Genomic DNA, 12,876 nt, shown 5'->3' with positions numbered 1-12,876 from the left:
AGAACCTCTCGTATGCGGCCCCCCGCCGATGTGGTCGTCGGTAGACAAACATCGGTCGGTCATCCCTGTCACCCACATAGACGAGTTATTTACTCATCTCCTATACGTAGGGACTAGTGCTGATGACGTAGGAAAAGGACTAGTCCGAACGGCCAATAGGGGTGTCCGGGACGTGTCGATCACGCACGAAATACGCCCGCCGCGCTAAGGGCGCGGCGGGCGTGGGCGGGCAAAGGCGGGCAGGCCCGGGAGAGGCGGCTGCCGTGCGGGCTAGACGCTCTGGCGGGCGCGGTCGGCCCGGGCCAGGTCGCGGTACCACTTGGGCAGCGCGGCAGCGAGCAGGAGGACGCCCGCCAGCGCAAGGGCGGTGTACGCGACGGCGAACAGGGTGTGGAACCCGAGCAGGGCGAACGTCACGCAGAGCAGGCCGTAGTCCAGGGGGAGCACGAGCAGCGACGCCAGCACGGGCGGTCGGCCCTCACCACCCTGCTGCACCTCCGGGGGCGCGGTCTTCGGGGGCCGCAGCTGGTCGCTGAGGATCTTGGTGAAGAAGTAGACCGAGGCCTGGATGCTGAACGCGATGGGGACCAGCAGCGCCCAGTCGGGGACGTCGTAGAACCGGTACCAGCACAGCAGCACGGCCACGTGCAGCGTGGCCACCTTCGCGCAGTCGATGACGTGGTCGAGCCACTCGCCGGTGACGCTGCCGCTGCCGCGCATGCGGGCGAGCTGCCCGTCCGCGGAGTCCAGGGCGTACCCGAGGGCCAGCAGGAACGCGACCACGAGCCCGGTCACCACGGTGGGGGGCGCGACGACGAGCACGACGATCCCGGTCAGGGTGGTGAGGCCGGAGATGATCGTGACCTGGTTGGGGGTCAGGCCGAGCAGGAACGCCCAGATGGCGAGCCGCCGCCCCGCCGGCCGGTTGACCCACCGGGAGTACCCCGGGGCGCCGCGGTTGGACTTCCCCGCGCTCGCCGAGAGCTCCCGGGCCCGGGCACGGCGGGAGTCGAGCCCGCCCTGGGCCACGTAGTCGGCCATCAGGACGCGGCGGACTCGAGGGCGGCGCGCAGGAGGGTGCTCGAGGTCTGCATCGTGTACGGGAAGTAGGCGACCTCGACCCCGACGGTCGAGAAGTCGGTCTCGAGCTGGCGGCCCTTGGCCGTGCCGCGCCAGTCGTCGCCCTTGAAGATCACGTCGAACGGGTGCTCGCGCCAGACGTCGAGCTTGCTCGGCTGGTGCTCCACGACGACCTCGTCGACGAGCGTGATGTGCTCGAGGATGGCCACGCGCTCGGCGAGGGGGATCACGGGGTACTTCGCCTTGGCGCGGTAGGCCTTGTCGTCGGTGACGACCCCGGCGATGAGCCAGTCGCACTGCTCGCGCGCGGCCCGGAGGATGTTGAGGTGGCCGATGTGGAAGAGGTCGAAGACCCCCGGTACGTAACCACGCACGCCCTGCCCCTGTCGCCCGGCCCACTGCGGCGGTCCCGGCTGTCCCTGTCCAGTCATGTCCATCCCTCTCACGCGTCCCCCATTGCCACGTGCCGCGTTGCACCGTCCGACCATCCTGTGGGGACGGTCGGCGGACCGGATCATGCAAACGCAGTAGTGAGTTGCCCGACGTGGGACGGAGTGTCCGTCCGCGACCGCAATGCCCCGCGGGGCAGGAGGGTCGAGCGGCCCGGGCCGGTGAGGGGTGTCGGGACCGGCGACTACCCTTGAGAACACCCCATCGGCACCAGCCGTGGGGCGTTCGTGCTGTCCCTCGCCGTTGCAGGAGCCCCCACCCATGACCCTCGCCCCGCTGCTCGACGCGCTCGCCACCGATCCCGGTGTCGGGCGCGCGCTCGCTGCCGCGCGCGCCGGCGAGCTCGCCGTCGACGTGTCCGCGCCCACCGGGGCCCGCGCGGCCCTCGTCGCTTCGATGGCCCGCGAGGCGGGACGACCGCTGCTGGCGATCACCGCGACGACGCGTGAGGCGGAGGACCTCGTCGCCGCCCTGGGGTGCTTCCTCGACCCCGACCGCGTGGCCGACTTCCCGGCCTGGGAGACGCTGCCGCACGAGCGGCTCAGCCCGCGCAGCGACACCGTCGGCAAGCGGCTGGCCGTCCTGCGCCGCCTGCGCCACCCCGACCCCGACGACGCCACCTACGGCCCGCTCGACGTGGTCGTGGCCCCGGTCCGCGCGGTCCTGCAGCCCGTCTCCAAGGGGCTGGGCGAGCTGCGCCCCGTGGCCCTCAGGGCCGGGGACGAGGCACCGCTGGAGCGCGTCGTCGAGGACCTCGCCGCGGCGGCATACACCCGCACCGACCTCGTGGAGCGCCGTGGTGAGTTCGCGGTCCGTGGCGGGATCCTCGACGTCTTCCCCCCGACCGAGGACCACCCGGTGCGCGTGGAGTACTGGGGCGACACGGTCGAGGAGATCCGCTGGTTCAAGGTCGCCGACCAGCGCAGCCTCGAGGTCGCCGAGCACGGGCTCTGGGCGCCGCCGTGCCGCGAGGTCCTGCTCACCGAGGCCGTCCGCGAACGGGCCGCTGCCCTGCTCGAGCAGCTCCCCGGTGCGGCCGACCTGCTCGGCAAGCTCGCCGAGGGCATCGCCGTCGAGGGCATGGAGTCGCTCGCGCCCGCACTCGTCGACGGCATGGAGAGCGTGCTCGACACCCTGCGCGAGGGCACCGCGGTCGTGGTGTGCGACCCCGAGCGGGTGCGCACCCGCGCCCACGACCTCGTCGCGACCTCCCAGGAGTTCCTCGACGCCGGGTGGGCCAACGCCGCCGCAGGCAACGCCGTCCCCATCGACCTGCAGGGGGTCCTCGGCACCGCCTCCTTCTGGAGCCTCGCCGACCTGCGCGCCCACGCCGCGCAGGCCCGTATGCCGTGGTGGGACCTCGGTCCGTTCGTCGCCGACGAGGAGCTCGCCGACGACGACGCGACCGTGGTCAACACCGGGCTCGAGGAGGCGCCGCGCTACCGCGGCTCCACCCCCGAGGCGGTCACCGACCTCCGGAAGTGGGTCGGCGACGGCTGGCGCGTCATCGTCGTCACCGAGGGCTCCGGCCTCGCGCGCCGGGTCGCGGAGGTGCTGGCCGGCGAGTCGGTCCCGGCCCGCCTCGACGCGGACCTCGCCGACCTGACCCCGGGGATCGTCCACCTCGCGACCGGCTCGGTCGGGTCGGGGTTCGTCGCGCCCGGCGGGCAGCTCGTGCTGCTCACCGAGACCGACCTCACCGGCACCCCGGGCCAGGGCGGCTCCACCAAGGACATGCGCAAGATGCCCTCGCGGCGGCGCAACCAGGTCGACCCGTTGCAGCTCAAGCCCGGCGACTTCGTCGTCCACGAGCAGCACGGAGTCGGGAAGTTCGTCGAGATGGTGCAGCGCACCGTCGGTGGGGCGACGCGCGAGTACCTCGTCCTCGAGTACGCCCCCTCCAAGCGCGGCCAACCCGGTGACCGCCTCTACGTGCCGACCGACCAGCTCGACCAGGTCACCCGCTACGTGGGTGGCGAGCAGCCGACGCTGAGCAAGATGGGCGGCTCGGACTGGAAGCAGACCAAGTCCAAGGCCCGTCGCTACGTCAAGCAGATCGCTGCCGAGCTCATCCAGCTCTACAGCGCGCGCATGGCGACCTCCGGGCACGCCTTCGCCCCCGACACCCCGTGGCAGCGCGAGCTCGAGGACGCCTTCGCCTACATCGAGACGCCCGACCAGCTCAGCTCGATCGACGAGGTCAAGGCCGACATGGAGCGCACCGTGCCCATGGACCGCCTGATCTGCGGCGACGTGGGTTACGGCAAGACCGAGATCGCGGTGCGCGCGGCGTTCAAGGCGATCCAGGACGGCAAGCAGGTCGCGGTGCTCGTGCCGACGACGCTGCTGGTGCAGCAGCACTTCCAGACGTTCTCCGAGCGCTACGCGCAGTTCCCGGTGACGGTGAAGGCGCTGTCGCGGTTCCAGTCCGACAAGGAGGCGAAGGAGACGATCGCCGGCCTCGCCGACGGCTCGGTCGACCTCGTCATCGGCACGCACCGCCTGCTGTCCAAGGAGATCCGCTACAAGGACCTCGGCCTGGTCGTCATCGACGAGGAGCAGCGGTTCGGCGTCGAGCACAAGGAGCAGCTCAAGGCGCTGCGCACCGCAGTCGACATCCTCGCGATGTCCGCCACGCCGATCCCGCGCACGCTGGAGATGGCGGTGACCGGCATCCGCGAGATGTCGACGCTGGCCACCCCGCCCGAGGAGCGGCACCCGGTCCTGACCTACGTCGGTGCCTACGAGGAGAAGCAGATCGTCGCCGCGATCCGGCGCGAGCTGCTCCGTGAGGGGCAGGTGTTCCTCGTCCACAACAAGGTGTCGAGCATCGAGCGCGCCGCCGGTCGCATCCGCGAGCTCGTCCCCGAGGCCCGGGTCGCGACGGCCCACGGCAAGATGGGTGAGCACAAGCTCGAGCAGGTCGTCCTCGACTTCTGGGACAAGAAGTTCGACGTGCTCGTCTGCACGACGATCGTCGAGACGGGTCTGGACATCTCCAACGCCAACACCCTGATCGTCGAGCGCGCCGACGTGCTCGGGCTCTCGCAGCTGCACCAGCTCCGCGGCCGCGTCGGCCGTGGGCGCGAGCGGGCCTACTGCTACTTCCTCTACCCGCCCGAGAAGCCGATGACCGAGACGGCCCACGACCGGCTCCAGACGATGGCCAGCCACACCGACCTCGGCTCCGGCATCCAGATCGCCATGAAGGACCTCGAGATCCGCGGCGCCGGCAACCTGCTCGGCGGTGAGCAGTCCGGCCACATCGCCGGCGTCGGCTTCGACCTCTACGTGCGCCTCGTCGGCGAGGCGGTCGCCGAGTTCCGTGGTGACGGGGAGACCGCACCCACCGAGATCAAGATCGAGCTGCCGGTCGACGCGCACCTGCCGCACGACTACGTGCCCGGCGAACGGCTCCGGCTCGAGGCCTACAAGAAGCTCGCCAGCGTCGTCGACGAGGCCCAGCTCGGCGAGATCGAGGCCGAGCTCGTGGACCGGTACGGCGCCCTGCCGGAGCCGGTGCGCAACCTCATGGAGGTGGCGCGGCTGCGCACGGTGGCCCGCGCCGCAGGGGTGGCCGACATCTCGGTGCAGGGCAACTACGTGCGGTTCGGGCCGGTCGACCTGCCGGAGTCGGCCCAGCTGCGGCTCCAGCGGCTCTACCCCAAGTCACTGGTCAAGGAGTCGGTGCATACGATTCTCGTGCCGAAGCCGACCACGGCGAGGGTGGCTGGCAAACCGCTGCGCGACACGGCAGTCTTGCAGTGGGCCAGCGACCTCATCCGTGCGGTCCTGCTGGGCAGCGTCGCCGACGCGGCCCGGGTGGGCACGGCGCGGTAGGTGCGACTCGGTAGGTGCGGCGCATCAGGTATGGCGCGGTGGGCACGGCCGGCAGCGGTGCAGGTACGGTCTGTGCCAGGTGAGCCCGATGTGGGCACGGAGAAAGGGAAGTCTGTGAAGGCACGTCCGACAGCTTTGCGACAGGTCCTGCGTGGTTCGGTCGTGGCCATCGCGACGGCGGGTGTGCTCGCCGTCTCCGGGTGCTCCACCGCCGACACCGCCGCGATCGTCGACGGACAGCGGATCACCGAGCAGGAGGCCCAGGAGGCGTCCCGCCAGATCCTCGCCGCACAGCCCGACTCGGGGATCACCACCTCGAGCGCCGTCGCCAGCCTCGTGATGGCCGGCTTCATCAACACGGTGGCCAACGACGCCGGCAAGGGTCTGTCCGACTCGGCGGCGCGCACCGCCATCCAGACGATCCAGGACCCGGCTCCCTCGACGCTCGAGCTGGTCAAGGCGAGCCTCGCCTTCAACCAGATGACGTCCGAGGAGCAGTCCCGCGCGGTCACGCTGGCGCAGAAGGCCGACATCACGATCAACCCGCGGTACGGCACGTTCGATCCGCAGAAGATCAGCTTTGACCCCAGCACCCCCAACTGGATCAAGCCCGCGCCTGCCGAGGCGCCCGCACCTGCCGCCACCCCGCAGGGCTGACCGGGCGGTGCCCGGACGCCTCTCGCTGCTGGTCGGCAGTCCGCGGATCGCGCCGGGGCTGTTCACCCGGGTCGCCTGGCAGACCCTCGACGCGGCGACCATGGTGCTCGCCCGCGACGCCGAGGAGCCGCTGGCCGACGCCGTGATCCAGGCCGGTCTCGAGGTCACGTTCCTCGGTGCGGCGTCCGCCCCGGACCTGGCCCGCGACCTCATGGACCGTGCCGCGCAGGCCGAGGTCGTCTGGGTCGCGTCCGCGGACGGTGACCCCGGGCTGACCGACGCGGTCGCCTCCGAGGTGTCGCGGCTGGGCCAACCCCCGGAGGTCGAGGTCCTCGTCGCGTCCTGGGACGTCCCGGGCGCACGCCTGCTCGACGTCGTCGCCGTGATGGACCGGCTGCGCTCACCGGGGGGCTGCCCGTGGGACGCCGAGCAGACCCACGAGTCGCTCGTGAAGTACCTCATCGAGGAGTCGCACGAGGCGGCCGAGGCGATCGCGTCCGGCGACCGCGACCACATCCGGGAGGAGCTCGGGGACGTCCTGCTCCAGGTCGCCTTCCAGTCGAGGGTCGCTCAGGACCACGCCACCGAGCCGTTCGACATCGACGACGTCGCGGGGACGCTCGTGGAGAAGCTCGTCCGACGCCACCCGCACGTGTTCGCCGACGGTGGCGCCAGCACACCGGCCGAGGTCGAGGCCAGCTGGGAGCAGATCAAGGCGGCCGAGCGCGCCACGAAAGCCTCGCACCCCGGTGGGGAGGTGGGGCACGACGGGCTGCTGCACGGCATACCGGCGTCGTTGCCCGCGCTCCTCGCGGCCGGCAAGGTCGTCGCCCGCTGGGAGCGCACCGGTCGCGGAGCGCTGCCGACGCCGCCTCCCGGCGACCTGGGCCACGAGCTGCTGGCCCTCGTCGCGAGGGCGCGTGCTGAGGGCAGCGATGCCGACACCGAGCTGCGGCGGGTGCTGCGCGAGCTCGACGAGCAGGTCAGGTCCGCGGGCATCGACTGACGTCGGCGATTCCATCCTTTGGAAATGTAAGTTTCCTTTAGGATTCCAAGTATGAGCCTCACCCAGCGTGAACGGGACATCGTCGAGCTGCTGCGCGCGCAGCCGATGCTGGACGCCGCGGGGATCGCCGAGCGGCTCGGTGCCACCAAGGCTGCCGTCTCCGTGCACCTGTCGAACCTCACGAAGAAGGGCGAGATCCTCGGTCGCGGGTACGTCGTGCGGTCCGAGGCGCAGTCCGTGGTGGTCGTCGGCGGCGCCAACATGGACGTCAAGGCGCACTCGGCCGAGCCGGCGCAGCTGCACACCTCCAACCCCGGGGCAGCGGTCACGACACCGGGCGGGGTGGGACGCAACATCGCAGAGAACCTCGCCCGGCTCGGCAGCCCGACGCACCTCGTGGCACCGGTGGGGCGCGACGCCTTCGGCGAGCAGGTCCTGGCCATGACGCGTGCGGCCGGCGTCGCCGTCGACCACATGATCGTGACCGAGGGCAGCACCGGCACCTATCTGGCGGTCATGGACGCGACGGGAGAGCTGCTCGTCGCCGTGTCCAACATGGCGATGACCGACCGGCTCACCGTCCGCCAGCTCGGTGCGGCCCGCGACCTCATCACCCACGCCGACCTGCTCGTCGTCGACGGCAACGTGCCGCAGGCGCCGGCGGCGTGGCTGCTCGACTTCGCAGCCGCCGTGCAGGTGCCGGTCGTCATCGACCCGGTGAGCGTCGCCAAGGCGCGCCACCTCGTGACCATGCTCTCGCCGCAGCGTCCACTGCTCGCCCTGACCCCGAACCTCGACGAGCTCGCCGCCCTCGTCGGGGCGCCGGTCGCCCAGACCCGCGCCGCGATCTCGCGGGCGGCCCGGATCGTCCACGGGCTCGGAGTCCAGCACGTCTGGGTCCGCCGTGGCACCCGGGGCAGCCTGCTCAGCAGCCTCGGTGACGACGGCCGGGTCACTGTCACCCTGCTGCCGGCCCCGGCCGTCAAGGTCGTCGACGTCACGGGTGCCGGTGACTCGATGACCGCGGCGTTCGTGCATGCGATCCTGCGCGGCGACAGCCCCGCCGACGCCGCGCGGTTCGGCCAGATGGCGGCCGGTCTGACCGTCTCGAGCTCGGAGACGGTGCGCCCCGACCTCACCCCGCGGCTCGTCGACGCCGAGCTCGCCAAGGCCGCCGCTGCCAGCACCGCATCGGCCACCGCGACCAGGACCGCCGTGCCGACCACCTCCCGCTCGACCACACCCTCCACCCACCGCCGCCCGACCAAGGAGTCCCGATGACCACGCCCCACCACTCACTGCGCCTCAATGCCGAGGTCGCCGACGCGCTCGCGGCGGGCCGGCCGGTCGTGGCCCTGGAGAGCACGATCATCAGCCACGGCATGCCCTACCCGCGCAACGTCGCCATGGCCGTGGAGGTCGAGCAGATCATCCGCGACGGCGGCGCGACCCCGGCCACCATCGCGGTGCTCGACGGTGTGCCGCGCATCGGCCTGGACCGCGACGAGCTCGAGACCCTCGCCACCCACCCCGACGTCGCCAAGGTCAGCCTGCGCGACCTCCCGCACGTCATCGCCCGCCGCGCGCACGGCGCGACGACCGTCGCGGCCACGATGCGCCTCGCGGCCCTCGCCGGGATCCGGGTGTTCGTCACCGGCGGACTGGGTGGGGTCCACCGCGGCGCCGAGCACAGCTTCGACATCTCGGCCGACCTCACCGAGCTCGGCCAGACCGACGTCGCCGTCGTCAGCGCCGGCGTGAAGTCGATCCTCGACATCGGCCTCACCCTCGAGACGCTCGAGACCCTCGGCGTACCGGTCGTCGTCCGCGGCAGCGACGAGTTCCCGTCGTTCTACTCCCGCTCCAGCGGCCACCGCGCCCCGCTGCGGGCCGACTCCGCCGACGAGATCGCTGCGATGATGGCCGCCAAGTGGGACCTGGGCCTGGCCGGAGCGATCGCCGTCGCCAACCCCGTGCCCGCCGACGACGAGATCCCCGCGGCCGAGATCGGGGTGCTCATCGACCAGGCGCTCGCCGAGTGCGACGAACGCGGCATCCACGGCAAGGACATCACGCCGTTCCTGCTCGGCCGCATCGTCGAGCTCTCCGACGGCCGCTCGCTGGACACCAACATCGCGCTCGTCCGCGACAACGCCCGCCTCGGTGCCGCGATCGCCGTCGCCCACCAGCGGCTCACCTGACCTGCCGGTGACGTATGGCGCGGGGCCCGCCCCGCGCCATACGTCCGGACTGCGGGTCGGTCGCCGACGGGGGAGGGGGCAGCGGGTAGCCTCGTCGGGTACCTGTTGGACCCCTGGTTTCGAGCACTGATGGAGATGTCTGTGGCCACCATTGACGCAGTAGGCGCCCGCGAGATCCTCGACTCACGAGGCAACCCCACGGTCGAGGTCGAGGTGGCCCTCGACGACGGCACCATCGCCCGGGCAGCCGTTCCCTCCGGCGCCTCCACCGGCGCGTTCGAGGCCTCAGAGCGCCGCGACGGCGACAAGAAGCGCTACCTCGGCAAGGGTGTCGAGCAGGCGGTCGACGCCGTGCTCGACGACATCAACCCCAAGCTCGTCGGCTACGAGGCCAGCGAGCAGCGGATCATCGACCAGGTCATGCTCGACCTCGACGGCACCGACAACAAGGGCAAGCTCGGCGCCAACGCGATCCTCGGTGTCTCCCTGGCCGTGGCCAAGGCCGCCGCGGAGTCCTCCGGCCTCCCGCTGTTCCGCTACGTCGGCGGCCCGAACGCCCACGTCCTGCCCGTCCCGATGATGAACATCCTCAACGGTGGCAGCCACGCCGACTCCAACGTCGACATCCAGGAGTTCATGATCGCCCCCATCGGCGCCGACTCCTTCAAGGAGGCGCTGCGCTGGGGCACCGAGGTCTACCACTCGCTCAAGAGCGTGCTCAAGGAGAAGGGCCTGGCCACCGGCCTCGGCGACGAGGGTGGCTTCGCGCCGAACCTCGAGTCCAACCGCGCCGCCCTCGACCTCATCCTCATCGCCATCGAGAAGGCCGGCTACGAGGCGGGCACGCAGATCGCCCTGGCCCTCGACGTCGCGGCCAGCGAGTTCCACAACGAGGACGGCACCTACGCGTTCGAGGGTGCGTCCAAGACCTCGGCCGAGATGATCGACTACTACGCCGAGCTCGTCGACAGCTACCCGCTGGTCTCCATCGAGGACCCGCTCGACGAGGAGGACTGGGACGGCTGGAAGGCCATGACCGACCGCCTCGGCGACCGGGTGCAGATCGTCGGCGACGACCTGTTCGTCACCAACCCCGTGCGCCTCCAGCGCGGCATCGACGCCCGCACGGCCAACGCCCTGCTCGTCAAGGTCAACCAGATCGGCTCGCTCACCGAGACCCTCGACGCCGTCGACCTCGCCCACCGCAACGGCTACCGCTGCATGATGAGCCACCGTTCCGGCGAGACCGAGGACGTCACCATCGCCGACCTCGCCGTCGCCACCAACTGCGGCCAGATCAAGACCGGCGCCCCGGCCCGGTCCGAGCGCGTCGCCAAGTACAACCAGCTCCTGCGCATCGAGGAGGAGCTCGACGACGCCGCCCGCTACGCCGGGGTCGGCGCCTTCCCGCGCTTCTCGGCCGGCAGCAAGGCCTGACGGCCGGACACGGGTCGGTCGGGACAGCCATGGCAGGAACGGGACACGGGACGAGCGGGTCGGGCACACCGCCCCGCCGTCCTGCCGCGCCCCGCTCGGGAGGTACGGCGCGCAGCAGCTCGCGCGGTACCTCCGCCCGACCGGGGGCGGGGCCCGGGCGCTCACGCGCCACGGCGTCCGGCGCGGTCCGCAAGGCGGCGTCCGCGCAGGTCGCCACCGAGCGCAAGGCGTCGCGCACGGTGCTGCGCGGGGTCGTCCTCGCGACGATCCTCGTGCTGCTCGCCGTGACGCTCGTGCCCACGCTGCGGTCCTACCTGCGCCAGCAGGGGGAGATCGACGCGCTCAACGAGGGAGTCGGCCAGCAGCGCGCCCAGGTCGCCGAGCTCCAGAAGGAGCAGGCCCGCTGGGACGACGAGGCCTACGTCATGCAGCAGGCCCGCGAACGCCTCAAGTTCGTCAAGGTCGGCGAGAAGTCCTACACCGTGATCGACGGCAAGCCGTCGGCGAAGGCCCTGCCCGGGGTGGCCAAGGCGCCTGCGGCCTCGAGCGACCACCCGTGGTACGGCCAGCTCTGGGAGTCGGTCCGCGTGGCCGACTCCGGCCCGGCGGCGACGTCCGGCTCTGCGACCCCCGGCAAGTGACCCGACCACACCAGCAGAAGTGACCTCCCCGACGTGACCGAACTGCCCCCCGACGTGCCCCAGGCCCAGCCACCCACGCAGGCCGACATCGCCGCCGTCGACGTCCAGCTCGGCCGGGTGCCGCGCGGTGTCGTCGCAGTGGCCCACCGCTGCCCCTGCGGCCGGCCCGACGTGCTCACCACCGAGCCGCGGCTGCCGGGCGGGACACCGTTCCCGACGACGTTCTACGCGACCTGCCCCAAGCTCACCGGAGCCATCTCGACCCTGGAGAGCCAGGGCGTGATGAAGGAGATGACCGACCGCCTCGCCGCGGACGAGGACCTCGCGGCCCGGTATGCCGCCGCGCACGAGGACTACCTGCGGCGCCGGTACGAGCTCGGCCGGGTCGAGGAGATCGAGGGCATCTCCGCGGGCGGCATGCCCACCCGCGTGAAGTGCCTGCACGTCCTCGCGGCGCACTCCCTCGCCGCGGGTCCCGGCGTGAACCCCCTCGGTGACGAGACGCTCGCACTGCTCGGCGACTGGTGGTCGAACGGCTCGTGCGTGCCGGACGGCACGTCCGCGTGACGCGCGTCGGGGCCGTCGACTGCGGCACCAACTCGATCCGGCTGCTCGTCGCCGACATCGACCCCCACACCGGTGCGCTCACCGACGTGCTGCGCCGGATGGAGGTCGTGCGCCTCGGGTACGGCGTGGACCGGACCGGGCAGATCGACCCCGAGGCCATGCGCCGGACCCTCGCGATGGCGTCGGAGTACGCCGGGCAGTGCCGAGAGCTCGGTGCCGAGCAGGTCCGCTTCGTGGCGACCTCGGCCTCCCGCGACGCCTCGAACGCCGACGAGTTCGTCACCGGCGTCCGCGAGGCCTTCGCCCACTACGGCACCACCCCCGAGGTCGTCTCCGGCGACGAGGAGGCCGGGTTGTCGTTCCGCGGGGCCACCGGTGACCTGCGCGCTGCCGGCATCCCCGGGCCCTACCTCGTCGTGGACCTTGGCGGCGGCTCGACCGAGCTGGTCCGCGGCCTCGACACGGTCGAGTCGGGCCGGTCGGTCGACGTCGGCTGCGTCCGGATGACCGAGCGCCACCTGCGCTCCGACCCACCGACGGCGGCCGAGGTCGCCGCCGCGGTGGCCGACGTCGAAGCGGCGATCGAGCTCGCCCGCGAGCGCGTCGAGCTCGACGGGGTGCAGACCCTCGTCGGCCTCGCCGGCAGCGTGACCACCGTGACCGCGCACGCGCTGGGCCTGACGAGCTACCAGCCCGAGCGCATCCACCTCGCCGAGCTCTCCAGCGAAGCCGTCCTGCGGGCCTGCGAGGAGCTGCTGGAGATGACGCGGGACGAGCGGGCGGCGCTCGGCTTCATGCACCCGGGTCGCGTCGACGTCATCGGTGCCGGTGCCCTGGTCTGGCGCGAGGTCGTCCAGCGGATGGCCGACCTCGGTGTCGACCGCGTGGTGACCTCGGAGCACGACATCCTCGACGGCATCGCCCTGTCGGTCGCCGACGCCGTCGAGTCCGGTCGAAACCGGACGTAACCTCCACCCCGTTCGCTCGTTGCCACGGT

Annotated in this window: 11 protein-coding genes; 9 read left to right on the top strand and 2 right to left on the bottom strand. The window is 71.9% G+C overall.

Translation table 11 applies throughout. The features are described 5' to 3' along the window. Positions 1-270 precede the first annotated feature (270 nt). Together ABD286_RS11570 and ABD286_RS11565 are read right to left on the bottom strand one after the other, a co-directional pair. A complete protein-coding gene (locus tag ABD286_RS11570; protein WP_344193530.1) occupies positions 271-1,041 on the bottom strand; it encodes a CDP-alcohol phosphatidyltransferase family protein in 771 nt (256 codons plus the stop codon). After that, positions 1,041-1,511: an FAD synthase family protein gene (locus ABD286_RS11565; RefSeq protein WP_344193529.1), complete on the bottom strand. Its 471-nt coding sequence runs from the start codon at positions 1,509-1,511 to the stop codon at positions 1,041-1,043. Before ABD286_RS11565 ends, ABD286_RS11570 begins: the two co-directional genes overlap by 1 nt. Positions 1,512-1,791: 280 nt before the next feature. Here ABD286_RS11565 and mfd point away from each other — a divergent pair, with 280 nt between their 5' ends. From mfd to ABD286_RS11520, 9 genes are all read left to right on the top strand, one after another. Continuing rightward, positions 1,792-5,370, top strand: coding sequence for a transcription-repair coupling factor (gene mfd / locus ABD286_RS11560; RefSeq protein ID WP_344193527.1), 3,579 nt, complete (start codon positions 1,792-1,794; stop codon positions 5,368-5,370). Positions 5,371-5,532: 162 nt separating this feature from the next. Beyond that, positions 5,533-6,027 (top strand): hypothetical protein, encoded by a 495-nt coding sequence (locus tag ABD286_RS11555; RefSeq protein WP_344193525.1) that lies wholly within the window; start codon positions 5,533-5,535, stop codon positions 6,025-6,027. Positions 6,028-6,034: 7 nt separating this feature from the next. Beyond that, the gene (locus ABD286_RS11550) at positions 6,035-7,033 is read left to right on the top strand and encodes a nucleoside triphosphate pyrophosphohydrolase (protein WP_344193523.1); all 999 of its coding nucleotides are present in this window, start codon (positions 6,035-6,037) and stop codon (positions 7,031-7,033) included. 51 nt (positions 7,034-7,084) lie between these two features. Next, positions 7,085-8,314 (top strand): PfkB family carbohydrate kinase, encoded by a 1,230-nt coding sequence (locus ABD286_RS11545; RefSeq protein WP_344193521.1) that lies wholly within the window; start codon positions 7,085-7,087, stop codon positions 8,312-8,314. Further along, the gene (locus tag ABD286_RS11540) at positions 8,311-9,234 is read left to right on the top strand and encodes a pseudouridine-5'-phosphate glycosidase (protein WP_344193519.1); all 924 of its coding nucleotides are present in this window, start codon (positions 8,311-8,313) and stop codon (positions 9,232-9,234) included. The genes ABD286_RS11545 and ABD286_RS11540 overlap by 4 nt, the downstream gene beginning before the upstream one ends. A gap of 141 nt (positions 9,235-9,375) precedes the next feature. Then, positions 9,376-10,671 carry a phosphopyruvate hydratase gene (eno, locus tag ABD286_RS11535; RefSeq protein ID WP_344193517.1) on the top strand — a complete coding sequence of 432 codons (1,296 nt, stop codon included), beginning with the start codon at positions 9,376-9,378 and terminating at the stop codon, positions 10,669-10,671. 29 nt (positions 10,672-10,700) lie between these two features. Further along, a complete protein-coding gene (locus ABD286_RS11530; RefSeq protein ID WP_344193515.1) occupies positions 10,701-11,312 on the top strand; it encodes an FtsB family cell division protein in 612 nt (203 codons plus the stop codon). Between the two features lie 42 nt (positions 11,313-11,354). Beyond that, positions 11,355-11,879, top strand: a complete 525-nt coding sequence (locus ABD286_RS11525) for a DUF501 domain-containing protein (RefSeq protein WP_425565369.1) — start codon at positions 11,355-11,357, stop codon at positions 11,877-11,879. Beyond that, positions 11,876-12,847 carry a Ppx/GppA phosphatase family protein gene (locus ABD286_RS11520; protein WP_344193511.1) on the top strand — a complete coding sequence of 324 codons (972 nt, stop codon included), beginning with the start codon at positions 11,876-11,878 and terminating at the stop codon, positions 12,845-12,847. The genes ABD286_RS11525 and ABD286_RS11520 overlap by 4 nt, the downstream gene beginning before the upstream one ends. The last annotated feature ends 29 nt before the right edge of the window (positions 12,848-12,876 follow it).

The sequence above is a fragment of the Pedococcus aerophilus genome, from assembly GCF_039532215.1.
GTDB classification, from domain to species: domain Bacteria; phylum Actinomycetota; class Actinomycetes; order Actinomycetales; family Dermatophilaceae; genus Pedococcus; species Pedococcus aerophilus.
This window is presented reverse-complemented; position numbering and strand designations above follow the sequence as displayed.

Coding starts and splice junctions, on each gene's coding strand:
- ABD286_RS11570 (WP_344193530.1), bottom strand. CDS start 1,041: ATGGCCGACTACGTGGCCCAGGGCGGGCTCGACTCCCGCCGTGCCCGG.
- ABD286_RS11565 (WP_344193529.1), bottom strand. CDS start 1,511: ATGACTGGACAGGGACAGCCGGGACCGCCGCAGTGGGCCGGGCGACAG.
- mfd (WP_344193527.1), top strand. CDS start 1,792: ATGACCCTCGCCCCGCTGCTCGACGCGCTCGCCACCGATCCCGGTGTC.
- ABD286_RS11545 (WP_344193521.1), top strand. CDS start 7,085: ATGAGCCTCACCCAGCGTGAACGGGACATCGTCGAGCTGCTGCGCGCG.
- ABD286_RS11540 (WP_344193519.1), top strand. CDS start 8,311: ATGACCACGCCCCACCACTCACTGCGCCTCAATGCCGAGGTCGCCGAC.
- ABD286_RS11530 (WP_344193515.1), top strand. CDS start 10,701: ATGGCAGGAACGGGACACGGGACGAGCGGGTCGGGCACACCGCCCCGC.